Here is a 24,103-nt window from a genome sequence, read left to right on the forward strand (position 1 = left end):
TTGTTGACCTATTGTTCGGGATGACCTTAATCTTATCCTATTGATTTTCCTGCAAGCAACTTTAAAGGAGACTTTGACAATGGCCGTCGAAGAAGTGAAGCGCCGTGGCGCAAAGGTCAAGGAAGCTCTAATTGAGAGCAAAGACCAGCGTTGGCACTGCCGAAACCGTGTAACTCTAGTTTTCGGAAGTAATGACATTGAAGAGCTAGATACTTACGTTTATACAACCGATTCTCTCGAGTTTAAGAAAGTAAATTTCCATCAGGCCAAATCTAAGGCCATCGAAGAAATCCTTGATAACTGTATTGATGAGTTTTATCGCGGTCACGTGACTGAAATTCACTGTAACCTTTCACCGGACGGTAAGGTTGTAACGGTTCAGGACAACGGAATTGGTTTCCCGCTCGCAAAAATGAAAGACGTTTATACGGAATTCAGAACGGGCTCTAAATTTAAAGATGAAGAAGTGGATGAAAAAGGCTTCCTTTACCGTACTCTTGGTCAAAACGGTCTGGGTGCTTCAGCAACATGTCTTACATCTGATATGTTCAAGGCCACAGTTCGTCACTATAACTCGAAGAAAGAACAAACTTACGAGTTCATTGATGGCGCTCTGAAAATCCATAAAACAAAAGAAAAGCCATTTAAGGGTCCATCTGGTGTAAGAGTTGAACTGACTCTTGCTAAAGAAGTTTATAAGAACCAAGTCGTAGATAAAGAGCTACTCCGTAAACGTATTATCGACCTTGCGTACAATAACCCAGGACTTACGTTCTATTTCAACGACGAGAAATACCTTTATAAGAAAGGCCTTTTCGAACTTGCTCAGCGTATTGATGGAACAACTGCTCAGCTCATTGGAGATGAGAAGTTTGTTTATGAAACAACCAACATCAAAGGTGCCAAAGTTAAGGCCCAGTATGATGTTCATGTTTCTGTGACTTTCGATAAGAAGTCTGATGATAAAGAAAGAATGATCTCTTTCGTGAACTCTACTCCGACATATGACGGCGGTTTCCATCACGATCGTATTAAGCGTCTATTTATTAATACCGTTAAAGATAAGTTAGAGCGTACCGCTAAGAAAGATAAGTTAACTCTTGTAGATAACGATGTTCTTGCTGGTATGACGTTTGTGATCGGTATTGTTATGCCGAATCCTCGTTTTGAATCTCAAACTAAGCGTAAGCTAGTTCGTGATGCTCTTCTTGAGAAAGCACTAGAAACTTTCATGGCCGATGGCATGACAAAGTTTATGCGTAAGAACCAAGAGCTTCTTGATCACATCATGGAGAGAGCAAAATCTCGTCAACGTATGATGGATCTTAAAGATGCATCTAAACTTGCGAAGAAAGGTAAAAAGCAAAGAGTTGAAAAACTTCTTGATGCTAACGAAAGAAAAGACAGAACAAAATGTGCTCTTTTCATCTGTGAAGGTGACTCGGCCATCGGTGGTCTACGTTCGGCCCGCGATAAGATGTATCAAGGTGGAATTGCCCTTAAAGGTAAGCCAATGAACGTTTCTCAGGCCTCTATCAAAGAAGTTCTTGAGAACCAAGAGTTCGCCGACATCATGAGTTCAATTGGTCTGGCGATTGGCCAGAAAGCAGAAGCACAAGAGCTTCGTTTCTCAAAAATCGTTTTCCTTGCCGATTCGGACGTGGATGGTGGACACATCAATACACTTCTAACGAACTTCTTCTTCACGTTCTGGCCTGAAATGTTTGAAAAAGGCATGATCCAGATCGCGAAGGCCCCACTTTTTGAGGTTGTGACAGATAAAGGAACAATTTACTGTGAATCAACTGATGAACTTGAGAAGCTTAAAGTTCGCAAAGACATCAAAATTAAAGAGATCATGCGTAACAAGGGTCTTGGTGAGATGAGCCAGGAAGCTTTCAAGCATGTTCTTAGCCGTAAAGATTTCACAAAAATTTCTGTGAAGGACATGAGTGCTTCTAAATCAATGCTTGAAACTTGTTTCGGTAAAGAATCACAACTTCGTAAGGATCTATTGATTGATTCGGATGAAATCGATGTCGATCTTACGAACGTGATTGCCGGTAACAAGGCAAAGAAAAAAAGTGAAGCGAGAGCGTAAATATGAAAGATAATCAACAAGCACTACATTCAATGACTGCTGTGCCTCTTGAGGCACTAGTAAAAGAAGAATACAGAACCTATCAGATCTATACGCTGATGGATCGCGCGATTCCATACCTTCAGGATGGTCTAAAGCCTTCTCAACGTCGTATTCTTTTCACTCTTTGGAAGAACTCGAACAAAGGTCTGATTAAAGTAAGTTCTCTTACTGGATTGGTTCTGACTCTTCACCCGCACGGTCCCGCATCGGTTGAGCAATCAATCGTAAACCTTGCCCAGGACTATACGTTCTCGAACAACTACCCACTTATTGATAAGAAGGGTTACTTCGGGGAAAGAATGGAGACCCAGGCGGCCGCTGCCCGTTACATTGAGTGTAAATTAGGTAAAGTTGCTGAACTTCTTCTTTTCGATGATATGAACCAGGTGGAAATGGTTCCTAACTATGATGAGAAGGTCATGGAGCCAATGGGGCTACTTCCGAAACTTCCTATCATGCTTCTAAACGGAGCTGAAGGTATCGGAACTGGTTTCTCTTCCGTCATTCCAAGCTTTAACCACGAAGATATTATCAAGTCGATGATCTCATTCATTGAGACTGGAAAAATCAAAAAGATTAAGCCTTACTTCCGTTATTACACTGATAAGGTGGAAATTGATGAGAAGGGAAGAATCATCACGAAGATGAGCTTTAAGCAAGTGGGCGAGAAGATCTTCATTACTGAAGTTCCTAAGGGCTACGACGCTCAGAAGATCTACAGACATCTGAATAAGCACATGGATAACGATTTCCTGAAGGATTACATCGATTCTTCTGTGGATAACGTGATTAATGTTGAGCTTATCTTCAAACGCGGTCAGACTCCGACTTTAGAAGAAGTTGAAAAGACAATGGGCACGATCAGCTCGATCGTTCCTAACTACACCCTTATTACTGAAAAAGGTGTGAAGGTCTTCAATGCTGTAGAAGAAATTCTAGAAGTGTTCACGGTTCAACGTCTTGCTGTCACAAAACGCCGTTATGAGCTTCTTATCAAAGATTATGAAGACCGTTTAACAAAGAACAACGAGATCATCCGCTTCATCCGCGAGAAGCATTATGCCATCGCTGAGAAGAAGGCCAACCGTAAGGACTATATTGATTACCTGACGAAGCAGAAATTCACATACGCTGAATACCTCGCTGATATGGCCATCTACCGTATGACCAAAGAGGAAGTTGAGAAACGTCAGCTTCTTATCAAAGAAGAAACAAACGCTCTTAATGAGTTCAAGAAGGTCCTTAAATCTCCTGAGCAGATTAAGAAAAAGCTTATCGAAGAGCTGGAAGATACCGGCAAGAAACTATCGGCCATCATGAATGATAAAGAGGCCGAGAAGAAGAAAAACTTCGCAAAAGCTAAAGCTGAAAAAACTAAGACAAGACACTAGAATAAAGGGCCTCAAAAGAGGCCCTTCTAATTTGTAATGGGAAGTTTTAGAACAAAGCTCGTTGAGTATTCGTCCAATTCAAAATACAGATCTCCCTTATGATCCATGGCCATGCCCTTTGAGATACTGAGGGAGAGCCCTGATCCCTGGTTTACATCTTTGGTAGAAAAAAACGGCTGAAAGAGTTTGGCCTGATTTTCCAATGAGACCGTGTTCCCGCAGTTCTTTACTTTGATCAGCACAAAATGTTCTACAAGTTCAAATTCGTAATGAATCCACTTCGAGGTCTTACAGCTTTTTAGCGCATCGTCGGCGTTCTTTGTGAGGGCAAAAAGAATTTGGGTGATCTGAAAAGGGTTACAAAAGATTTTAACCTCAGGGACTTCGTAGACCTTAAAATCCACTTGATGGGCCTTTAAAAGCTCATGGCAGTAATTTAAAGTCCTGTTAATCACATCTTTTAAAGGCACCACTTCTTTAGGAGCGGTCTCCATTTGGAGTGAGAAATACTTTAGGCCTTCAATCACATTTTTAATTTTAAAGATCGCCTGAGAAGTGAGATTCATTTTCCCTTGGAGGTCTGAAGTCATGACCTCTCTTTTTTTAAGATCTCTTTCCACTTGTTGTGTGGAACCCAAAATGACCATGAGGGAATTATTCACTTCATGGGCAAGGCCCCCGGCCATGTCTCCTAATGCTGAAATTTTTGAAGCGTGAATGAGTTTTGCCGTCTGATCAATCAGGGCCTTTTGACTTTCTTTCAATTCTTCGTAGGAGTCGGCCAGCTCTAACTGGGTGGTGAATCTTTGAATCAGTAGTGCCCGGTAATCTCGGTATTGCTTCATTTGATAAAAAATAAAGAAGGCCATGGCAAAGGTGATCCACTTGGCATCGTCAATTCTTCTCACCTGATACTGATAAAAAGACACCGCCACCATAGGGACAATGATGAGAAGTTGAAAAGGAATAAAAAGTGTTTTGTCGTAGGCCAGGGTGATGAGGGATGAGGCAAGGAACCCCATCATGATGGTAATCAAGATCGCAAATTGATAGCCCACCATATTGAGTTCATAGGTCGAAAGAGAAAAGATCACTCCCCATCCTACGGAATTGAGCCAGATACTGACTCTCATTTGATTTCGTTGAAGTTCAGAAGCGATATCATGGGTGCCAATTTGTTTAGAGACATAGTAGCGAAAAATATTGGCGAAGATCACCAGAAGACAGGCGCCTTTTATGATGCCGGTATTGACCGTAAGATTGAAATGATAAAAGGAAATCAGGAGCGCAATAACAATGAAAGTAATGGCGGCCGGAGTGCTTTTGGCGGCCACTTCCTTCCATAACAGATTATTGATTTGCTTCTGTCGTTGATCCATTAAAAAGGAGTAAGCCACAGAGGGGAAGTTCCGCAACAATTCTTTCAGAGGACCTTAAATTCTTAAGGTGGTCTTTAGGCGAAAATGTAGATTTTACTCTCGTCTATTACGCCATTCGATAATGGCATTTTCGTATTGGGTCGCAATACTATCACAGTTCGCACCACAGTTATGGCGTTCTATTCTCATTTTACGGACGATACGAGAGTTGGCAGGGGTATTGAAGTCGACCACACTCAAAGTTGCATCATGGGCCGTTTGAACGTTATCTGAAGCATGTCTTGGAGAGGTACTCATATGACAGCTGACACAGCTATAGGCCGAGCTACGAGAAATAGGATAAGCTGTTGCTTGATAGGCCATCAGTGAAGTTTGTGATCCTATTTCGCCACCAGTTCCACCGGTAGTTCCGCCGGCCGATTCCGTTGGATAAAGTTCCTCAAATGAGAATTTTAATTTGTCTCCCGAGAGGCCCTTATCTTTAATGACGATCATGGCGTAGGGGGAAAGGACATTATCACTGGCCGTCGCAATTTTATTTACGAGGGTGTAGGCCGAGTGCTGGGGAGAGTAGGCCCCATTCATAAACAACTTGATGTTCTTTACTTTCACATTGGTTGGGGCAACAATCCTTGGTTTTGTGATTTTATAACTGTAAAGATCGTAATCCACGATATTCACTTTAAAGCTGGCGTTAGGAATGATTGAAGAAAGATCATAACTTAAAGTGATACCGAAAAAATCTCCCACTTCTTGACCGTTGAACGCTGGATCAGAAGTGACCACAAAGGCCTGGGCACGAGCTCCGTCTTCTCTTTGACGAAGTTCAAGAGTGTAGTTGGTGTCCTTGATTAAATTGTAGGTCGTCCCATTAAACTGGCGCCATTCAAAACGAGCACCTGGAGTGAAATCAAAATTTCGTGGGTTTCCGCTTACTAATGCTCTTGTACTAGAGTTTCTAATGGCAATATAAAAAGAGTTGTCTCCATCAGTTGGGCCATTCACTAGACCCCAGATGCGGTAAGTTCCATTCATAGGAACTGTGAAGTTCATATAGGCAATACCTGCATTGGTTGCGTCGCTGGCCAGAGTATTGTTGAGATTATTTGTGACAGTAAGGTAAGGGCCGTCCTCGGAGTTCACTAAAGTCATTGGGCCCTCTTTCATGGCCGCTTCAACATTAAGTTTTACCGTGTTTGAGCTTGGAGGATTCCCGGCATTTGCAAACTCCATTTCCAGCGTATCTGTTTCATTCGTATAAATTGCCAAATCTGATGGTTCCTCTTCGTCGATGGACCCTGAAATACTTCGAGCGGCCTTCCATGTTTCAATGGCCCGTTCCATCTCTTGAGCATTTTCTTCACAGTCACTCCAGCAGTTGTGGTTTTCACCGCGAAGTTTTGCCACAATTCGTGAGGCCGAAATATTTTCGAAGTTTACCTTTTGTTGAGAGACCAGAATGTCATGGGCCTCATGATAATTATCCGAGGCATGCATGGGCTGAATATTTGAGTGACAGCTAATACAATTTGAGCGAGTGACAGAATAAACAGATTTTTGAAAGGCCTCATAAGAAGCTTCCGAGCCACTGGCGTGATAACCACTTTCAAACATGAGATTTCCTGGCCTGCCACAGTTGGTGTAGACCGCGAGGATGGCCCCCAAAAGAAAAATCACTGCGAGTTTGAAAATATTAAAAGACAAAGTTGCTCCTACTTTAGTTTATCAAAAACCAGGTATTGATCCAGCTTGTTTCTAAAAGGATCATCTCCGACCACATTTTCAAAGTTGCCTTCAAGACCATGAAGGGCCAGATAGTTTGCCACCATGGCCTTGGAAGTTGTCACCACACTATTACTTGTGAGCATGGCCGAGCCTTCAACTGCACCGTTGGCCTTGTAGTATCCAATCTGACGTTTTGTTGTTCGAAGAGAAGGTCTTCCATCATTTTTGTAGACCATCATAAAAGTGGCCGATCGCTGGCCCGAGTCTCCGGCCCAGACAAACTTTCCAGTGCTATCAACAGTTCCATTGGCCGCAACACCACCATCTGTTAAAACATAGATAACAACGTCCGTTTTTTTGGCCGCTGCAAGTTCCATAATGGCGCCCATGAGCTGACCCAGATCAAAATCTCTGGCGTCACCGGTTGTTCTTGTTCCGTCATGATAGTCGAAGCCACCAAGTGTGATCGTTCCAACGCCAATATGTCCGTCTAAGACAAGTTTTGAGATGGCGCGAGAGCGGTTGCGAGTATCAGAATTGGTGATTTTATCAAAAATCGTTTTAGCGACCATGTCCTCATTTGGATCAACGTCACCCGGTTTCACTTTATAAAGCTGCTCAGACGATTCAGAGAAACCACATCCGACCAACGCCTGAATTTGCTCAGGGAGTGAACGACGAGAGAACCCCGCAAGTTTTCTTTCACTAATTCGTGAGGCGGTATTCATAATGCTTCTTACCTTAGACTCAGAAAGAGAGCCCAAAATAGTTCCGGTGCTCACGAGGTTGATGGCCTCCTGGCGTGACGTGATTCTGACGGGAGCGACCGCGGGATTAATCGAATCAAGTGGGGAAGTAGAGTTGCCTCCTGATTCAGTTTGTAGTGTTCCTGCTAGCTGAGCTAGCTTTCCCTTGGCCCCCGCCTTGTGTAACCAGTAAATCGGGTTTGATTGATTGTTTCCGGTATCATCATCGGAAGTTGTGCAAAAAATAATGCCTTCTGTGTTGTCACGTGTACTTTGTGAAGTGATGTTTCGAATTCCCTGAAGAATTCCAGAGCTTGAATGAAAGGCGAGGCCCATCTCAGTATTCACTTGGCCGGATTTTGAGGGATGAAATTCTGTGGGAAGTCCAAGGGAAGCATAGCTTGCCAGAAAATCCATTTGCCCTCCGGCACCACCTACCATGACATTAGAACCAGCGATGTTTCCGCCACCGGCAATATCAATGATGATCACAGGGGTGAGATGTTCAAAAATAGGAGGCGCACATTCTGCCGCATGAGCACTTGATGAGAGCATCGAAAGAGCGCTTGGTGCCAAAGCAAACGCTGTCATTCCAAGAAAACCCTGGGCCAGAAAGTCACGTCTGGTTTTTAAACGGTGACCTTCGTGATACATAGGTTTTAAGACATCATCTACTTCATGTTTCTTTTTCATATGTTCCCTTAAAGTAGAATCACGTGGGCACTGGATAGTGTGGCCGTACAAAGACCAATCATGGCCTTGAGTGTGAGATTTGTACTGCTTGCCTCATTCTTTGTGAGTTCTTCCATCAGTGCATCCAGATCTTTTTGGGCCTCTATAAGCTCTTCGCCCTCGACCATTCCTAGCCAAAAGTTATCAATGGCCCCGTTAATGGCATCAGTTCTTCGTTCTATTGACATTGGATTTCCAGAGGCCTGGCCAAAATTAAAATTGGGCCAGATGTTCGCTCTTAGAGTCGGGGTCTCGATCACGACTGCGTAACAAAATTGGGCCGCAAGTTTAGAAATGGCGATCTGATGAGTAGGTGAAAATACTTTCACATCATTTCCAGTCGGAAGTGAAAGTGCCACTTCGGTATACACCTTCATCACATTAGTGTTCGTTTGTGGATCAACACCTGTAAGGGTGGCCATGGTCTGAAGAATTTGTTCGTGGTTTTTGACCCCAACTGTGACTTGGGTCTCATTTAGCTCTTGTTCTTCACTCTTAGGAACACTGCTTGGAGGAGTATAGTTACTGTACTCCGTACCGCGCTCTTTGATGTCGAGTGTGTTTTCTGGCATACAGTGAGTGAAGGTCGCAACGAGGACCATTAACATCAGAATGACCGTGATCTTAACGGCAATTTTACTATTCATCTTCATCGGCAATACATCCTACTGAAGTGTTCACGATTAGGTTTTTAAGATTGTAATTGTCTTGTTCAAATTGTTGGGCAAGTGATTCAACCGCCGCCTTGTCATCAGCATGAGTGGGCGCTTTCATGCATACTAACTGATAGACCTTTGAAGTAAGACAAAGTGAAAAGGCCTTGGATTGAGAGAACATCTGGCCAATGGCCCGGGCCCCATTCCCCGATGTATTTCCGCGCCAGCCAAGCTTGGCGTTCTGGCCCATGGCCCAGAGATTTAACCAGGAATCGTCTTTGGTCACAAAAGCATCAGGGTGATAAACGTTGTGATTCATTTTAGTCACGACTGTTCCTGGAGTGTAGTTCAATCTTCCACTCACAAAATCATAATAGGCGTAAGCACCACCGAGTGCGTCCTGGCCCGCGTGACAACCGACACATTTGTTCTTATAGGTTCTGGCGTCTCCACCGGGTTTTCTTTCTACGTCTCCGCGAACACGAAAGTCAGGAATGGTGACATCGTGAAGTTCTTCATAGTCTTTACAAAGATAATTCATAAAGATGAATCGGTTTACACGACGATTGGTACCGGCAGAGAAAAAGGCCTCTCCAGAAGCACGTGTGGTGATAACGCCGGCCACGGCCTCGGTTGGAAGTCCTGTGAGAGACGATTGAGTTTGCTTTACAAGATTGTCTTTAAGGTTGAGGTTTCTTGATTCAGCATTTTTATAATGATCATTGTTTGCGTAAGAATAAGTGGGAGTCGCGCCATTGACCGTATAAAGAATGTCACTATGAAGGACCTGGGTAAATGGAACTTTGTCACGAACGACACCAATAACAGTCGCCACATAATCGTTTAAGTCTGTGCGAGACGTTCGCTCGCGATTACTCCATGGTTTGATCCAATTCTTTAAGACCACGTTATAGAAATTGGGATTTTCCATCGCAAGTTCTGCTGCCTCTTCAGGTCTTCCGGCGTTGATTTGGTTCACCATTTGATCGAATACGGCCTTCTTAGGAGGAACCCCTGTCAAACGGTTATGAAGTTTCCACGCTTGTTCTTTTGGGCCCGCCCATGAGTGAGAGATCACGAGTGTCGCTAAAATTAAAAGTCGTTTTTTCAACCGGCCTCCTCAAATGTAGTAGTCCCATCGGAATCTCCCATTAAAACTTGTTTAAAATGAGATTGAACGAATCAGTCAGGGATTGAAGTTATTTCAGCATTTTCCGAAGAGAAGACAGATGAACAAAAGATTTCTTATATCAGGTTTAATCCTGGTCCTGGCCATTGTGATTGATCAGCTCACGAAACAGTGGGGGATGACCCTTTCTACCCTGCATTTCAATCAGGGTTTCATTATGGGTCTCTATGCAAATCTTCCGGACAATATTCGAATTGTGGCCCTGGGATGTTTTGCGGGACTTGTGTTCTTCGTTTATGTGTTCTTGATGTACATCATTCCGTCACGTGCGAGTATTTTGAAATATGGGCTTTCACTTTTAGTGGGTGGAATGTTTGGTAATGTGATCGACAAGATCATCTACGGTAAGACAATAGATTTTATCCCGCTTAATGGATCAGTTTTTAATTTGGCCGATGTCTTTTTGTGGATGGGTGTGGGTCTTGTTCTTTATGTGATTTTTGGAAAAGATAAGCTTATTTGGCATCCAGATTCCATGCGTGGGAATTATCTTATCTGGCCCAAAGAGCAGTACAAGGTCGGATTAAACTTTGCCTTGGTAGTTTTTTCATGCTCTTTGATATTAGGGATTTTTTCATTTTCGTTTTTCAACACTACGGTTTCACCATTCATTACAAATAAACAGCATCTCATGCTCACTTATTTCATGACATATTCTTTGATAACTCTCTTATTTTGTTCCATGGCCTTTCTGGCCGGAATCGTGATTAGTCATAAGAGTGCGGGCCCTCTCTACGCTTTTGAACTTTATGTAGATGATTTAATTGAAGGGAAGGACCGTAAGCTCACTTTCAGAGATGGTGACAACTATCGTGACCTTGAACAAGTGGCCGATCGTCTCCGGGAATACATTAATAAGCATAAATGACACGGGACGCAATTACCCTCTAGAACTTGTCACTTTACCCCTTATTTGATCAAATGCGCTGCTTGATCATTAAGGAGTTCTTATGAAATTTTTCCTTCTAGGTCTTTTGTTTGTGACTGCTGCTTTTGCCAGCAATGATCTTTCACACAGACCAAAATCATTCCTCACGAGCAGTGGAAAAGCAGTGTTTGTGGATTTCACAACCGCTGATTACACTATCAACTACGACATGACCTCTCGTCGTGCAGTCGTGACGGCCATGATTAAGTTCCATGCTCCTGAAGCTGGTATGCCGATCTTTGATAGTTATGCGGATCCATCATTTGTTGTGCTTGATGGCCAAAATACTTCAAGCTTTTCCACTAAGACTCCAAATCGTGAAACCACTCTCCGTGTGGTCAATAAAAACGTAGAAGTTGGTTCTCACACGCTATCAGTGACTGTTCCTTTGACGACTCTGGTTGATTACGTTGATGGCGGCGTGAAGAGCGCATTCTGGTCTTCAGATCTTGATGATCGTCGTTTTCTTGAGCGCTATATGCCGGCCAATTTTGAGTTTGACCAAGTAAAGATGACGATCACCGTGAACTTTATCGGAGCGAAAACGATTCAAAATATTTACACCAATGGTGCGGTAGAAGAAGTAAAGGCCGGATCTTATAAAATCACGTATCCGTCTCACTATACTTCATCGAGCATTTTCTTCCATACAACTCCTGCCTCTCAGGTGCTTGAGACTCGTTATTCTCTTAAATCAATTGATGGACGTGAAATCCCAGTTGTTATTTATGTGGCAAAATCAATGAACGCAGCAACTGCTCTTGATCAAATGAAAAACGCCGCCACAAGCGTTTTCCAGGAACTCGAGCGAGACTATGGAGCTTGGCCTCACCCATCTCTTACGATCTATAATGCTGGTTCAGGCGGGATGGAGTACTGTGGCGCTACAATGACTTCAGTCAGTGCGGTCGGACATGAAATGTTTCACTCGTACTTCGCTCGTGGAGTTATGCCGGCCAATGGAAACAGTGGTTGGTTAGATGAGGCCCTGGCCTCGTGGAGAGACAAGGGGTACCAGTCCATTTCTGTTCTTTCTGGGACAAGCATGATGTCGAATCGTTTATACTACACTCGCTACACTGATTACTCTGCTTACTCATTTGGTGAGCGTTTTATGAGTTATATGGACAACAAGCTTTCAGCCAAAGGCGGGTTGAAGCCATTCATGCGCCATATGATTGAGCATCGTCGATTTGCTCCATTATTTGTGGAAGAGTTTATTCAAGAGATGAGTGCGTTCTATGGTGAATCTCTTGAAGAAGACTTTAAGAAATATACTTTTGGAACGAAAAACAAATTTGATTACAACAAGAGCATGGAGAACATTCCTCACATGCATCATCAGAAACTTAGTCTAGAAGAGCTTCAAGAGCTGCTTTAATAAAAAAGGCCCACTTTAGTGGGCCTTTTTTTTAGTTTGATTTTTTCACATTGGCCGGATGGCGGCCCACCACTTTTCCATTCACACGGTGAACACATTCATCAGGATAAAGTTCAAGCACCATGACCACATCAATACCAGTGTCACGGGGCTTGTATTCCTTTCTTGGGGCCACCATTTGAGACGATGAAGAAGAAGAGCTAAGTGTAATGTTATAATGAGAGGCCAGCGTGACCTGATCAAGTGGCATAGGTTCTCTTTTTTTATCTGAGCTACTTACCGAAGGGTACATCACAGTCGAGTAGCGCTGAGAATAGTTAACGTTTTGATGGTTTAGGCCAATGAAGTGGCCCATTTCATGCAGAAGAACCGTTTTAAGATCATACCCGTAACCAGAATCTCCGCTATAAAATGTATATCTGTAGTTTACGAGAATATCGGCGTGTTGAACTGAGTAATACTCATCACTGTCACCGGAGTTGTAGACGGTTCCAAACATTTGAGTCACGGCCAAGGCACCGGGAAGATCGGTTGGCCATTTAACAACTTTATAGACACCGAAGATTCCGTCTTGAAATCCTCTAGAACCAGAAACCTGTTCAGATAATTCTGGAGTCAGAGAACTTTGAATGGCAAAAAATGATTTTTTATTTTCAACTGCCGCGTCCCATTGGACGGCCATATCAGCGATGTTATCGATTTCCTCAGTATCAAAATCTTCTGAGATATAAAGTTTTTTTGGAAAGCTCTGATTTCCCCAAATATGAGGAGTTGTACTCGTAACGACACCACCAGTGGTGACTTCTTCAGTTTTAGTTGCATTACAAGCAACGAGAGAAAATAGAATGGGAACAAATAATAACGTCTTCAAATGTACTCCGGGTCTGGGCCGACACATTTCTATATCGGCTCTTTCCGGAGTAATTTGAGATTAAATTAAGGTCTTATTTCTTAGACTTAGCGTGATCTGCCATGAATTGGTCTAGACCATTTTTAGTTAGCGGGTGGTTGAATAAACCTTCGATAACTTTGAATGGTAGAGTGGCCGTGTCGGCCCCTACCATGGCGCAATCTTTTACGTGAGTTGAGTGACGAAGAGATGCTGCAAGGATCTTGGTTTCGAAACCATAGTTGTTAAAGATCACGCGAATTTCTTGGATAAGATCCATTCCTGTTTGACCTACATCATCCAAGCGACCAACGAATGGAGAAACATAAGTTGCACCATTTTTAGCCGCCAGAAGGGCCTGGTTCGCAGAGAAGATAAGAGTTACGTTGGTCTTGATGCCTTTTTTAGAAAAGTGCTTACAAGCGATCATTCCGTCTTTTGTCATTGGAAGCTTAATCACCACGTTTTTGTGGATTTTAGCGAGCTCTTCGCCTTCTTTAATCATGCCGTCAGCTTCGAGGGAGATCACTTCAGCTGAGATCGGGCCATCGACGATTTCTGAGATTTCGCGGATTAGAGCGGCCTGGTCTTTACCAGTTTTTGCCACGAGGCTTGGGTTAGTTGTCACACCATCAACAAATCCCCAGGCGTAGGCCGTCTTGATTTCGTTGATGTCACCAGTATCAATAAAAAATTCCATATTAGTCTCCTAAAGAGGTCGGGTTTAAAACGTCTTGGGTTTCTTTTGAATCTGAACCATAATAAAAAGCATGAGGACATTTGGCCACTTTTCACTCCTGTTTTTTTTCATGTTCAGCCTGAGCGCGAAGGCGGTTGTCGTTGTGCCAAATTTACCCAATGAGGGAGTCCTGGCGCCGGAAAACCGCGGCTCCATTGATCCTAAGGTGGATTATGAACGCTTTTCAGGACGTGTCTCAGACAAGGACGATAGTGCCCGAGTGTTTAAGATCCATGTCGAGAATAATAACACCAAATTTTTCCGGGCCGGTGATTCGGTTCTGTTCAAAGTAAACCTCAAAGAGTCCCGTGATTTCTGTAAGGCCTTCGTTCGAAATGTTGAGGACTTTCATTTCACAATCTACGTGGAGAGCCTGGGACCTTGTTATTCCACCTCTGAGTATTTTCGTCGAGGGACGGTCTTGAATTTTTACTCAAAGACCCTGGCCCTGAGAGTTTTTGAGGCCAGTAAGTATCGTGAGCAACTGATTCTTCGCAAAGAAGACTTCTTAAAGCAACTCAATGATATCAATCATTTTCTTTGGACCTTCGATCAGCAAAAAGTAAAAACGGCCGCAGATTATGATGAGCAGATTAATCGCCTTCAGAGAGAAAAGCGCAAGGCCCTGGATGATATGATTACTCTGAAGCAAGAGCGCTTGGTGCTTCAGAACGAGCTTATGAAAAAGCTCAATGAGCTGGATGAATCCTTGTTATTTTACCGAGTTGAACGTCAGGAACTCATGACCGATCGTTGGCAATTGGATCATGACCAGGGCCTTCCCGTTGGCCACAGACCGCAAGACATCAAAGAATAAAAATGCTATTGTGTCCTCACTTTGAGGACATTTATGGAAGCCATCAAACATAAGCAAAAAGAGCTGACTCTTCATCCTGTATACGGAACATTTCAAGACCTGGAATCCATCCGTCATTTCATGGGTTACCATGTTTTTGCGGTCTGGGACTTCATGAGTCTTCTGAAATCTCTTCAACGCCACATTACCTGTGTTTCTGTTCCTTGGAGACCAAGTTCATATCCAGCCGAGATGGTTCGGCTGATTAATCAGATCGTTCTAGGTGAGGAGAGTGATGTGGATCAAGAGGGGACACCTATTTCTCACTTTGATTTGTATCTTAAAGGCATGGAAGAAATTGGGGCCGATACAACCCTTGTTAAAAACTTTCTTACCTCAGGAAATTTAAATCTTATTCCGGCCGGTGCTCGTGAGTTCGTTAATCATAATTTAAAAGTCGCTCAAGATGGTCATGTGGTTGAAGTGGCCGCGAGTTTCTTTTTTGGGAGAGAAAAACTCATTCCCGATATGTTTCAGTCAATTGTCGACGTGCTGAAGAAAGAAAACATTTCGGCTCCTACGTTTTTGTATTATCTTGAAAGACATATTGAAGTGGATTCAGGAGAGCATGGACCGCTCGCTTTAAAGTGCTTTGACTATCTGGTGGGCAATGATCCTAAGTTAAGAACCATGGGTCTGGATGCCGGATTAAAGGCCCTCGAAATGAGACACATGCTCTGGGACACAGTCCTCAAGACATCGGTCTAAGTAGACGAGTCTAGTCCAGTTCTCAAGCTTTAAACCTAAAGACCGACATGACCAATATGAAGTGCTATCAAGTTCTTCTCTGCACATTATTTGTCTTAATTTTCACTCCGGTGAAGATCGAAGAAAAAGTGGACTCATATCGGGGGCTGGCCAGTTCATGGACAATTGTGCCGGCCCGAAGCCTCGCCGGTCTCCATTATCTTTTTAAAGGCTATACAATCTCTGAAGAAGAAGGTCTGGTGAAAGTAACGGGCCCGGTGGTTGAGATCACTAACAACGATCATTTAAGTGCCAAGGTTTTTAAAGAAGGCTATTCCTCTGAAATGGATCCTGAGGACTTCGAAGAAGAGCAGTCCCTTGCTCTCTCTGTTTTTGAGGCCACCACCAGAACTGGAACCAGTGTGGGAACCGCTTTTTTAGTGGGCCTTAATATCGTTCTTACCAACCGCCACGTCATGGCCTACACCCCAAATGCAAAAAACTGGAGCTGTGGAAAATTCTCCATTAAATTAAATCACCGTGATGAGCGAGTGGAGTGTCAGAAGGTCCGCTTCTGCAGTTCTAAGTATGATTATTGTGTCGTAGAAATGAAACCTATGAGCAATGGCCTTCCTATTGGAACAGACGTGAAACCTCTAAGGCTCACTAAAAAAATTCGTCCGGACAAAGATGCTTCCTTACTTCATATCGGAAACGCTGCGGGCCTGGGGATTCAAGGTTCGAGTGGGCGAGGGTTAAAGATCAAGGAAGGAGAGTTCTATCATTACGTTCCGACCCTGAACGGTTCTTCGGGAGCACCCATCTTTAATGAGCGCCGTGCAGTGATTGGTATTAATTGGGCCCACACTGGAGAAAACTATATTGCAGACACTTCGTTTAACCGTGGTGTTCTGATCTCTACTATTTTTGATGAACTCAAAGTCTCTCAACCAAAAACTCTCCGTGATATTAAGAGTTTTAAGTCCTGGTATCACCGCATGTTCAATCACCGTCAGGTAAAAATCGAACCAAAAGACTGATTAAAATAGTTTGATTGTAAGAAAATAATAGGCATAACAAGTCATTTCAATTCCTTCCAAGATTGTCTTACCGTTTGAGTCTTCGATAGCATTAACTACTACATTGAATAACCAACGGAATGGTTTTTATAAATTAAGGAGGATATCATGTCCCGTTTATTAACATTGGCCATGGGTCTGGCACTTTCTGTGTCGGCATTCGCTCAGGACCTGTCAATTCAAGGTTTCAACAACCGCTTTACACTTGTTAAAAATGAACAAGGTGTTGTTACGACCATCAAATTAAAGAAGGCGATCACTCGTTTCACTATCAAGCCTTTCATTGAGCAGTTAAAGGCTGATCTTAAACTAGAACAGAAAAATTTTATGAATCTGACAGACAGTCAGGTTGAAGCTGAAATTGATGACATGCTTTATGGCATGGGTCTTGATCCATATTCAAAGGCCAATGGTAATCAGGAAGCTCAGAAGATCAAAGAATCTCTTCTGAATATCCCAAATATCAACGTCAACAATACGTTCACAGAAGTTCTGGCACCGAAGGACTTCTGGAAAGAATTCGAAACAAAACTTAACGAGGCCTTCCAATTCGTTGACCCAACAATCCTTGCTAACCTTGAAGACCCTCGTTTCTTCTATAAGAGACAAGTGACATACAAGGTTGTGGTGTGGGCCCTTGAGCAAGCGAAGAAACATTTCGCCAACGTTCCGGCCCTTAATATCGCGAGCTTCGTGATCGTTCGCGTTCACGACATGATGATGGAACAGCGTCACTTCCACCACAACATGCTTCTTCATTATTTCGAGTCAATTCCTGAGACAAAACTTGGTATGACAAAAGAAGAAGTGGATCGCACGGTCTCTTCAATCTATGAGTACCGCATCGATATGCTGGACATCTTCTCTTCAAACGCCGCTGCTCGTGACTGGTTAAACTTTGGTTTCCAACGTTTCTATCAGCAAGTTCGTGCAGGTAACGCTCGCATCAATACTTGGCAGGGCCCAATGACGAACGTTAACTTCGAAGACATTACAAAGCTTAACTACGCTTTCGTGAATGTTACTGAAGCTGGAGCAAAGAAGATTTATCACCTTCACCACACAGCTCACCAGTTCTCGTCTAAGCCAGCTCTAGCTTACGATTACTCAAATCCAAATCGTGTAAAACGTAACCGCGCTCTTCTTAATCTAGCGGGAGTTGCCCTTGGCTTCATCCAAATTCCTGGTTGGTTAAAAGGCAACGTAGAAGCTTTTATCAATTCATTCTATGTTCAGCAGGTTCGCACGGAAGGTGCTCTGGTTGGTTTCTTTGAATCAACTGGGGACCAAGGTATGATTAATCGTATCTACGCTCAGAGAGCAAATTTCTACATTGTTCAGTAATTAAACTGAGGGCCCTTCGGGGCCCTTTTTTTTGGTCCTTAGGGCTGGATTAATTTTTTTTAAGAGATTAGAATTCTTGAAATGAAATTATTTTTGAGCTTTCTCATCTCATTCTTTTTTATCTTCTCGGCAACGAATCTGGATCTCCCCGGAGTGGCCGATAAATATTTTAAGCTCGATCAAAAAAATGCGGTCCACTCGAGAACTGTAGCTCCACAGAAAGTGTTCCTTAAAAAGCAGTTGCATCCGGGAAGCGGAGACCTCAAGTTCTTAAGTGCTGTATCCGCAGTTCTATTGAAGCGACACTTTTTTTTAGCAAAATACAACTTCATTGAAGTATCGAATTTTATCTCTTCCGGTGCAAAAATTTATCAAGATATAGCTTCCGCCTAATTCCTTCTTGGCCATTAAGTCATATTTTAGTCATGTCAATTGAGGGATCAAATGTTCGTTAAGTTACATCAAAAAGTTCAGAAATATGTTAAATGGCTTGAGCAGTTTGCTGACAGGCCCTGGTACCCAGTTCTCATTAGCGTATTGTCCGTTCTCGATAATTTCCTGATTGTTATTCCGAATGATGGGATACTCGTCGCGAGCTCCATGCTCATCCCGAAACGCTGGTTCCTGTTTGCTTTATTTGTCTCGGTGGGATCCACCATTGGGTCGGTTTTGTTTTGTGCCTTAGTGGAAATGCAGGGACTGCCTTGGATACAGGAATACTATTCAGGAATAACTGAGACTCAAGTTTGGATATGGACTGAAAAGTTCTTTGAGAATTACGATATTCTGATCGTTTTTATTGTTGCTGTTCTGCCCATAAATCAGCATCCGGTTCTGATCCTGGCCGGACTGGCCAGTACTCCCATTATGACCTTAACGCTGGTGATATTTGCCGGACGCTTTTTAAAATTTGTTTTAATGGCCTATCTGGGATCTCATTCACCAAAGATGTTAAAGAAGATTTGGGGAATGAAGGATGAATTGAAAGATGCGGGGATGAATATAGATTAGTTAAAAAGAAGGGCCCGAAACCGGGCCCTTCTTTATTTAAGCAGTCTTTTTCATTTTAACTGTTCCAATCACGAGAATCACGATCTGAATCAGGAAGAATGTCCCGAGGAAGATCGCTCCACCTTCTGAGAAGCCGTAAGAATGAAGGCCTGAAGCGAGGATGTAGTTCACACCAAACCACGCCATCATCACACTCATAAACGCTCCAGCAACTAAAGTAACAAAGCGGTGAGCAGGAATCCAGCTCGTGTATTTACCATGAAGAATGGCCATATAAACCAGAAGAACAATCAGTGACCATGTTTCTTTCGGGTCCCAACCCCAGAAGCGACCCCATGAGTAGTCGGCCCACACGCCACCCAGGATTACTCCCGCTGCCAGCATCACCACACCCACTTTAATACATGTGTAGATAAGGTCTACTTGATAGCGGTACTCAGCTGAACTCACAGTTGAAAAGCGGCTTCTTAGAAGAAGTGAGTTGGCGATTAACCAAGACAGGGCAAGTGCCGCGTATGAAAGAATCACGGTTGAAACGTGAGTAGAGAGCCAGAAGTTATCACGAAGCACTGGAACGAGAGGTGAAATACCTTCATCCAGCATACCGTGAGCAAATTTCATCATGAAGAGACCCAGGATATTGCAACCTAGACCCGCTAGGATGAACACGATCTCTTTTCTAAAAGCGAAAATAAAGCAGCTAATTACCAGGGCGCCAAAGCCCGAGAACATCACGGTTTCATACATATTGGTAATTGGTGCACGGCCAGAGATCAGAACTCTCATGGTCATAGAAGCGATTTGAAGGCCGATGGTAAGGGCCGTGAAGATTGCCCCAGGGATTCTGTTCTTCGTTACCACAAACGCGATAATGGCGAGTAATGAAGAAATGAGGGCCCATACAAACAAGTTCCACTTGAAGTATTTATACTCCAGCATGTAGTGGTCGCCATTAACTGATAGGTAATCAGATTTTGCCTGGCCCAAAAGATATGAAACAGGGTTTGCGCCTTTGCCGGCCGCACCTTCAACTCTTTCCTGAGTCATGAACTCGCCAATAGAAAGGAACTTGATCTTGTCTCCTTCCTTCACCGGAATGGTCCATGCGCGACCGTTAACAATCGCCGCATAAGTTCCTAGACGAGAATTCACCTTCGTGAGTTCTTTTTTATAAGAGTTGTTCTCTTTAAGTTGGGCAAGTTCAGTTTCCATAATGCCCACTTTCATTTCAAGTTCTGAAACCGGAATGGTGGTCTGGTCTTCCTTCATGCCCAAAAGTTTTCTCACTTCAACGTGATCAACTTTGATGTTCACTGGAATTTCTAACGGCATTCCAAAGGCCTTAAGCGACAGCTTACAGAAGGCGGTGGTTGCGTCCATACCTTCAATCTTGCTTTCACCTGTCATGTACTTCACTGTATCCAGTGCCAGCACATAAAAAGGTTTCTCGCGTCCGCCGGCCTGAACTGGGAAAGTATCAAGCTCTGGAGTACAAACATTCATCTGAGCAAAAGCGCTCGAAATCGTCATAAGGAAAATAATTAGAAACTTAAGCACGGGCCTCTCCTGGTTTAGCGACCGTTTTTCTTCTCAAAATGTAGTGCCAGATGGAACCAAGTACTAAGAGAAGAGAACCAAGGTATTTCCAAAATCTACCTGGGTCGAAGTTTACACTTAAAACACTTCCGAAAGGGCCTTCCTGAGTTTGGAAATAAGAGGCCTGATAGAAAGTGAAGTTCTGATACTTCAAAGGGTGGTTCATATACACATGATGTTTTTCTGAACCTTCGTTCCCTTTAAATACAGTCACAAAAGACTCATAACTTGCTGGATTGTTCGTTCCCGGATCTGTGTCCATCTTGAAATTATCCAAAACAATCTCGTAAGGAAGTGTGATGGTTTTCTTAGTCACCATGAACGTCACACGTTCCCCTTCTTTATTGTAGGCGATTGGCTCCTGAGAATTGACCCAGAACGTGTGTCCGTCCATTTGAACTTCCACCGCTTTGAGGTCACCTTTTATCGTCTGACCGTTGTCCTGAACTGGCTTCACATAACTTGGAACCATGGTCGGGTAAGCATCACTTCTGTGCTCTAGGAGTCTTAGTTTAAAGCCCATCCACGGTAGAGGAATTTCACCATTCATCTCCACTTTCTCCGAGACCCATTTTGAAGTGGTCTTATCAAAATAAGCGGCACTTTTACCGAAAAGGAAGAGATGAGGGTTCTTTTCAAAGAGCTTCTTACTAAAGATGCGGTATGGAGAGTTCTCGTTAAGCTCCATCTTCTCGTTCAAAGGAAGTGGTGACATCTCCGGCATGAAGGTCACTTTTTCGCCTTTAAAATCAATTTCCACCACGTCTTTCCCGGCCAGATTCTTTCTGCGTTTAAGTTCCGCAGGAGTCGGGCTCTTACAATCTGTGGTTTCACCGTTCCAAACGATCAGACCATCGGGAGTGTTATTACTAAAACAGTCCGAGAGGTTAAATGGCATATAGTGCACATTTAACAGACCCAGTTGTTGCGTATTACTGAAGTCAGACTGAGGGTGAAGACTTAATGTGATGAACTCACCAAAGTTCTCATTATAAAGACGATAGCGAGATGATGTCTGAGTTTGGTCTTCAATTTTGGCCGGAAGCCAGTCTTGTTTGTTTTCAGCAAACGGAAGGAATGTTCCCAGTTTGATGCCTTCATACTCGTAGCCGAGGTGTTTAGCACCGGCCACGTAAGGAAGATCCACTGTCACTTCCTTGCCTTTTGAAGGGAATTGAATTTTTAATTCATCCTGATTGACCTGCACTTGTCGGGCCGGAAGATTTGGCGTCAACGTCACTGTTCCATCCACTCCCGATTGATAGGTCACGTATGAACCTAAGAAAAGGATAATCAGACCCGCGTGGATGACATAAAAACCATAAAGGTGTTTTTTCATCGGCAATCTGATGAGTGTTGCGAACAGAATCGACAAGAACATTCCAAACTGGATGCCCATGAACCAAATCGACTTATAAATAAGACGATTGGCGTATTCTGTGCCGTGATAGGACTCCATAAAGGTTCCGTATCCCAAGGCAATGGCAAAGAGGAGTATGATGACGACAGCGAACTTGAGGTTACCGAAGAAGAGTTCTACTTTTCGGTAGTAAGAAACTAGGGTGTTCATAGAGGCCCATAATTTCTCACAAAAGTTACGCTTTCACTAGCTGAGAAACCAACCAAATTGTCCCAAAAATGACCGGCTGATGAATTAAGTAAATCTTCAAAGAATGTTGGCCCAGAAAGTTTAGAAATTTGTTGGGTTTCATCTGCTGCAGCACTGTATTTCTTGACAAATAAGGACCTACTAAAATCCCAAGCAAAATGGCCCAGAACCAAGGATAAATCGGAATGAAATCCATGGATGGTTTTTGAAGAATCGAAGAAACCCAGCGGATGTCATAGTGAAGGAGGTATTGCAGCACTAAAATGGCCCCTAATAGGCCCCAGGCGAGCTTTCGGTGATTCACAACAAGTGCACCCAAAATCGAACCCACAAAAATGCAATGGAGAGTTCCAAAGAAAATCCATTGAGAAGGGAAGATAATATAGGTTCCGATACTCACCGCAAGTGCTGCGCCACCAAGTTTTAAACTTCTCTTATTAAGGGCCCTCCAGTTGATGCTTGGTCGATGCCCGTAGTTAAGAGACATGCCCACACAGAATAAGAAAGTGAAGGCAATCACCCGTGGAAACGCGTACCAAAAACCTTCGGAGAAGTTCCAAGTGACGTAATGAAACATCTTTAAGTCGTAAGCAGTATGAAAAATAATCATCCAGATCACGGCCATTCCGCGTAATGAATCGAGAAAAACCGCTCTCATTTTCCCTCCGGGTAATAGATAAAGACAGGGCCATCCACTTTTAAAACGATGGTGCCTTCTCCAATATTAGATAGACCCAGACTGGATAAGGGATAAACAAAAGTTGATCTAGGGATGGGATATTTACATTCGCCGGTCATTTTCACGGTGACCTTCTTTAGAGTTCCCAAAGAAAAAAGTCCTTCATGTTGAAATTTCCAATCACCCGCACCTAATAGATGAAAAGAAATTTTTCCATCTGCTCCATAAAAGATGATCTGAGACTCGGGATGATTCTCTAAATAGGTCAGGGCCTCTCCTAGATTAAAGAGCTCATGATCTTTTCTTCCACCCAGAAATCCCCAAAAATGGAACTTATAGAGGAGATTTTCCCCAAAAAAGCTTAGTGCTAGAGCTAAATCAGACTGATTCTTATCTACCGGATGCTTATATTGGTGATCACAATTCACTTTTCCCGTGTAGGAATCAGCGTCTCCTACCCAGATATCCAGACGAGGAGAGTGATGAGCACCTCCATCAACTGCGATGAGAGGGTGCTTGGAAAGAGTTTCTGGAACCAAAGGTCCCATCGGGCCCACGAAGGTCCATTCAGTCATATTAGTAAGAGAGCTTGGCAAGATCATAGGAAGTATCTTAGCCTTGAATGCACTTCATGAGTAGGAGGAAGAGTAGTGTTAAAGATAAATTCTGAACGTGCCAAGAAGGTTCTCGCGAACCCAAAATATATTAAAGGTGAGTTGTCTCCCCTCATGAAAAGGTTCCCTGGTGATGGCCTTGTCCTCTGGGTAGAGCTGGATTGGGAAGGAAACATCGTCAAAAATTTGTCATTTTACGGAGAGCTGGGGGACATTCAAAAAATTATTTTTGAATCTATGGCCAGCCTTTTGATTGGAAAACCAATCACCAGTATAGACAACCTTTCCATCCGTGAGTGCGAGGCCTTTTTACGAGATAGAAACTCAGAGGCCGCCTTTGAAGGGATGACAGATTCTGAGGAAAATGAGCTTAAAAAGGTGTTCACTTGGATTCGTCAGTGGCCCAAGCATGCTGAGGCCAAAGTTTATGAATTCTCCTCTGAAAAAGGACCTTTTCATAGATTAAAATTGGTGGATAAAATTCGTGAGATTAAGGCCTTTTTAAACTCTCCGGAAATTCTTACATTATATCAAAATCTCCCTCGCCCAGAGCTGGTTGACGTTGAAGATCTTACGGTTTATATCCATGCCCCTTACTCCTCCCAGAGGGAAAAAAGCCTGTTTGAAGAGCTGCATATCCTGGGGGTGGAAGCGTTCCAAGAGGAGAATTTGAACTTTATTCCTGATGCTTAGAAAAAAATCTGTTTGATAAATTGAAATTTTTATTACT

The 24,103-nt window shown here is 43.2% G+C and carries 22 protein-coding genes; 11 read left to right on the plus strand and 11 right to left on the minus strand.

Going from position 1 to position 24,103, the window contains the following annotated elements; genetic code table 11:
• The first annotated feature begins 79 nt into the window (after positions 1-79).
• Together ACJVC5_RS15435 and ACJVC5_RS15440 are read left to right on the plus strand one after the other, a co-directional pair.
• Positions 80-2,101: a toprim domain-containing protein gene (locus ACJVC5_RS15435; protein ID WP_408096431.1), complete on the plus strand. Its 2,022-nt coding sequence runs from the start codon at positions 80-82 to the stop codon at positions 2,099-2,101.
• Positions 2,102-2,103: 2 nt separating this feature from the next.
• A complete protein-coding gene (locus tag ACJVC5_RS15440) occupies positions 2,104-3,534 on the plus strand; it encodes a DNA gyrase subunit A (protein WP_408096432.1) in 1,431 nt (476 codons plus the stop codon).
• A gap of 26 nt (positions 3,535-3,560) precedes the next feature.
• Here the strand turns inward: ACJVC5_RS15440 and ACJVC5_RS15445 are convergent, their stop codons facing one another.
• The 5 genes from ACJVC5_RS15445 to ACJVC5_RS15465 all read right to left on the minus strand — a co-directional run bounded on the left by ACJVC5_RS15445 (position 3,561) and on the right by ACJVC5_RS15465 (position 9,883).
• Positions 3,561-4,913, minus strand: coding sequence for a sensor histidine kinase (locus ACJVC5_RS15445; protein WP_408096433.1), 1,353 nt, complete (start codon positions 4,911-4,913; stop codon positions 3,561-3,563).
• Between the two features lie 93 nt (positions 4,914-5,006).
• On the minus strand, positions 5,007-6,617 hold the full coding sequence (locus ACJVC5_RS15450; RefSeq protein WP_408096434.1) for a hypothetical protein: 1,611 nt from the start codon (positions 6,615-6,617) through the stop codon (positions 5,007-5,009).
• Positions 6,618-6,625: 8 nt separating this feature from the next.
• Positions 6,626-8,077 carry a hypothetical protein gene (locus ACJVC5_RS15455; protein ID WP_408096435.1) on the minus strand — a complete coding sequence of 484 codons (1,452 nt, stop codon included), beginning with the start codon at positions 8,075-8,077 and terminating at the stop codon, positions 6,626-6,628.
• Positions 8,078-8,085: 8 nt separating this feature from the next.
• The gene (locus ACJVC5_RS15460) at positions 8,086-8,763 is read right to left on the minus strand and encodes a hypothetical protein (protein ID WP_408096436.1); all 678 of its coding nucleotides are present in this window, start codon (positions 8,761-8,763) and stop codon (positions 8,086-8,088) included.
• Positions 8,756-9,883, minus strand: coding sequence for a hypothetical protein (locus ACJVC5_RS15465; RefSeq protein WP_408096437.1), 1,128 nt, complete (start codon positions 9,881-9,883; stop codon positions 8,756-8,758). Before ACJVC5_RS15465 ends, ACJVC5_RS15460 begins: the two co-directional genes overlap by 8 nt.
• Before the next feature lie 118 nt (positions 9,884-10,001).
• On the opposite strand from ACJVC5_RS15465, the gene ACJVC5_RS15470 reads away from it, so the two are divergent.
• On the plus strand, positions 10,002-10,829 hold the full coding sequence (locus tag ACJVC5_RS15470) for a signal peptidase II (protein ID WP_408096438.1): 828 nt from the start codon (positions 10,002-10,004) through the stop codon (positions 10,827-10,829).
• Positions 10,830-10,911: 82 nt separating this feature from the next.
• On the plus strand, positions 10,912-12,270 hold the full coding sequence (locus ACJVC5_RS15475; RefSeq protein ID WP_408096439.1) for a hypothetical protein: 1,359 nt from the start codon (positions 10,912-10,914) through the stop codon (positions 12,268-12,270).
• Positions 12,271-12,301: 31 nt separating this feature from the next.
• Here the strand turns inward: ACJVC5_RS15475 and ACJVC5_RS15480 are convergent, their stop codons facing one another.
• Positions 12,302-13,141, minus strand: coding sequence for a matrixin family metalloprotease (locus ACJVC5_RS15480; RefSeq protein ID WP_408096440.1), 840 nt, complete (start codon positions 13,139-13,141; stop codon positions 12,302-12,304).
• A gap of 73 nt (positions 13,142-13,214) precedes the next feature.
• Positions 13,215-13,859 carry a fructose-6-phosphate aldolase gene (fsa, locus tag ACJVC5_RS15485; protein WP_408096441.1) on the minus strand — a complete coding sequence of 215 codons (645 nt, stop codon included), beginning with the start codon at positions 13,857-13,859 and terminating at the stop codon, positions 13,215-13,217.
• Positions 13,860-13,968: 109 nt separating this feature from the next.
• On the opposite strand from fsa, the gene ACJVC5_RS15490 reads away from it, so the two are divergent.
• From ACJVC5_RS15490 to ACJVC5_RS15515, 6 genes are all read left to right on the plus strand, one after another.
• Positions 13,969-14,715 (plus strand): hypothetical protein, encoded by a 747-nt coding sequence (locus ACJVC5_RS15490; RefSeq protein ID WP_408096442.1) that lies wholly within the window; start codon positions 13,969-13,971, stop codon positions 14,713-14,715.
• Between the two features lie 33 nt (positions 14,716-14,748).
• Positions 14,749-15,462, plus strand: coding sequence for a DUF3050 domain-containing protein (locus tag ACJVC5_RS15495; RefSeq protein WP_408096443.1), 714 nt, complete (start codon positions 14,749-14,751; stop codon positions 15,460-15,462).
• A 56-nt stretch (positions 15,463-15,518) separates the two neighbouring features.
• Entirely contained in the window at positions 15,519-16,481 is a 963-nt protein-coding gene (locus ACJVC5_RS15500) for a trypsin-like serine peptidase (protein WP_408096444.1), read from the plus strand.
• Between the two features lie 147 nt (positions 16,482-16,628).
• Entirely contained in the window at positions 16,629-17,864 is a 1,236-nt protein-coding gene (locus tag ACJVC5_RS15505; RefSeq protein WP_408096445.1) for a hypothetical protein, read from the plus strand.
• 81 nt (positions 17,865-17,945) lie between these two features.
• On the plus strand, positions 17,946-18,257 hold the full coding sequence (locus tag ACJVC5_RS15510) for a hypothetical protein (RefSeq protein ID WP_408096446.1): 312 nt from the start codon (positions 17,946-17,948) through the stop codon (positions 18,255-18,257).
• A 51-nt stretch (positions 18,258-18,308) separates the two neighbouring features.
• Positions 18,309-18,875 (plus strand): YqaA family protein, encoded by a 567-nt coding sequence (locus tag ACJVC5_RS15515; RefSeq protein WP_408096447.1) that lies wholly within the window; start codon positions 18,309-18,311, stop codon positions 18,873-18,875.
• 36 nt (positions 18,876-18,911) lie between these two features.
• On the opposite strand, the gene ACJVC5_RS15520 is transcribed toward ACJVC5_RS15515, so the two are convergent.
• The 4 genes from ACJVC5_RS15520 to ACJVC5_RS15535 are packed head-to-tail and all read right to left on the minus strand — an operon-like array spanning position 18,912 to position 23,361.
• Positions 18,912-20,432, minus strand: a complete 1,521-nt coding sequence (locus tag ACJVC5_RS15520) for a cytochrome c biogenesis protein (RefSeq protein WP_408096448.1) — start codon at positions 20,430-20,432, stop codon at positions 18,912-18,914.
• Positions 20,425-22,041 carry a cytochrome c biogenesis protein ResB gene (locus ACJVC5_RS15525; RefSeq protein ID WP_408096449.1) on the minus strand — a complete coding sequence of 539 codons (1,617 nt, stop codon included), beginning with the start codon at positions 22,039-22,041 and terminating at the stop codon, positions 20,425-20,427. Before ACJVC5_RS15525 ends, ACJVC5_RS15520 begins: the two co-directional genes overlap by 8 nt.
• A gap of 25 nt (positions 22,042-22,066) precedes the next feature.
• Positions 22,067-22,738, minus strand: a complete 672-nt coding sequence (locus ACJVC5_RS15530) for a heparan-alpha-glucosaminide N-acetyltransferase (RefSeq protein ID WP_408096450.1) — start codon at positions 22,736-22,738, stop codon at positions 22,067-22,069.
• Positions 22,735-23,361, minus strand: a complete 627-nt coding sequence (locus ACJVC5_RS15535; protein ID WP_408096451.1) for a hypothetical protein — start codon at positions 23,359-23,361, stop codon at positions 22,735-22,737. Before ACJVC5_RS15535 ends, ACJVC5_RS15530 begins: the two co-directional genes overlap by 4 nt.
• 48 nt (positions 23,362-23,409) lie before the next feature.
• Between ACJVC5_RS15535 and ACJVC5_RS15540 the strand changes: the two genes are divergently transcribed.
• Positions 23,410-24,066 carry a hypothetical protein gene (locus tag ACJVC5_RS15540; protein ID WP_408096452.1) on the plus strand — a complete coding sequence of 219 codons (657 nt, stop codon included), beginning with the start codon at positions 23,410-23,412 and terminating at the stop codon, positions 24,064-24,066.
• The last annotated feature ends 37 nt before the right edge of the window (positions 24,067-24,103 follow it).

The organism is Peredibacter sp. HCB2-198, assembly GCF_045999315.1.
In the GTDB taxonomy this organism is placed as follows: Bacteria; Bdellovibrionota; Bacteriovoracia; order Bacteriovoracales; family Bacteriovoracaceae; genus Peredibacter.

What these genes read in the sequence shown, in the direction of transcription:
- ACJVC5_RS15435 (WP_408096431.1), top strand. Translation starts at nt 80, where the DNA reads ATGGCCGTCGAAGAAGTGAAGCGCCGTGGCGCAAAGGTCAAGGAAGCT.
- ACJVC5_RS15440 (WP_408096432.1), top strand. Translation starts at nt 2,104, where the DNA reads ATGAAAGATAATCAACAAGCACTACATTCAATGACTGCTGTGCCTCTT.
- ACJVC5_RS15445 (WP_408096433.1), bottom strand. Translation starts at nt 4,913, where the DNA reads ATGGATCAACGACAGAAGCAAATCAATAATCTGTTATGGAAGGAAGTG.
- ACJVC5_RS15455 (WP_408096435.1), bottom strand. Translation starts at nt 8,077, where the DNA reads ATGAAAAAGAAACATGAAGTAGATGATGTCTTAAAACCTATGTATCAC.
- ACJVC5_RS15460 (WP_408096436.1), bottom strand. Translation starts at nt 8,763, where the DNA reads ATGAATAGTAAAATTGCCGTTAAGATCACGGTCATTCTGATGTTAATG.
- ACJVC5_RS15470 (WP_408096438.1), top strand. Translation starts at nt 10,002, where the DNA reads ATGAACAAAAGATTTCTTATATCAGGTTTAATCCTGGTCCTGGCCATT.
- ACJVC5_RS15475 (WP_408096439.1), top strand. Translation starts at nt 10,912, where the DNA reads ATGAAATTTTTCCTTCTAGGTCTTTTGTTTGTGACTGCTGCTTTTGCC.
- fsa (WP_408096441.1), bottom strand. Translation starts at nt 13,859, where the DNA reads ATGGAATTTTTTATTGATACTGGTGACATCAACGAAATCAAGACGGCC.
- ACJVC5_RS15490 (WP_408096442.1), top strand. Translation starts at nt 13,969, where the DNA reads ATGTTCAGCCTGAGCGCGAAGGCGGTTGTCGTTGTGCCAAATTTACCC.
- ACJVC5_RS15495 (WP_408096443.1), top strand. Translation starts at nt 14,749, where the DNA reads ATGGAAGCCATCAAACATAAGCAAAAAGAGCTGACTCTTCATCCTGTA.
- ACJVC5_RS15500 (WP_408096444.1), top strand. Translation starts at nt 15,519, where the DNA reads ATGAAGTGCTATCAAGTTCTTCTCTGCACATTATTTGTCTTAATTTTC.
- ACJVC5_RS15505 (WP_408096445.1), top strand. Translation starts at nt 16,629, where the DNA reads ATGTCCCGTTTATTAACATTGGCCATGGGTCTGGCACTTTCTGTGTCG.
- ACJVC5_RS15510 (WP_408096446.1), top strand. Translation starts at nt 17,946, where the DNA reads ATGAAATTATTTTTGAGCTTTCTCATCTCATTCTTTTTTATCTTCTCG.
- ACJVC5_RS15515 (WP_408096447.1), top strand. Translation starts at nt 18,309, where the DNA reads ATGTTCGTTAAGTTACATCAAAAAGTTCAGAAATATGTTAAATGGCTT.
- ACJVC5_RS15525 (WP_408096449.1), bottom strand. Translation starts at nt 22,041, where the DNA reads ATGAACACCCTAGTTTCTTACTACCGAAAAGTAGAACTCTTCTTCGGT.
- ACJVC5_RS15530 (WP_408096450.1), bottom strand. Translation starts at nt 22,738, where the DNA reads ATGAGAGCGGTTTTTCTCGATTCATTACGCGGAATGGCCGTGATCTGG.
- ACJVC5_RS15535 (WP_408096451.1), bottom strand. Translation starts at nt 23,361, where the DNA reads ATGATCTTGCCAAGCTCTCTTACTAATATGACTGAATGGACCTTCGTG.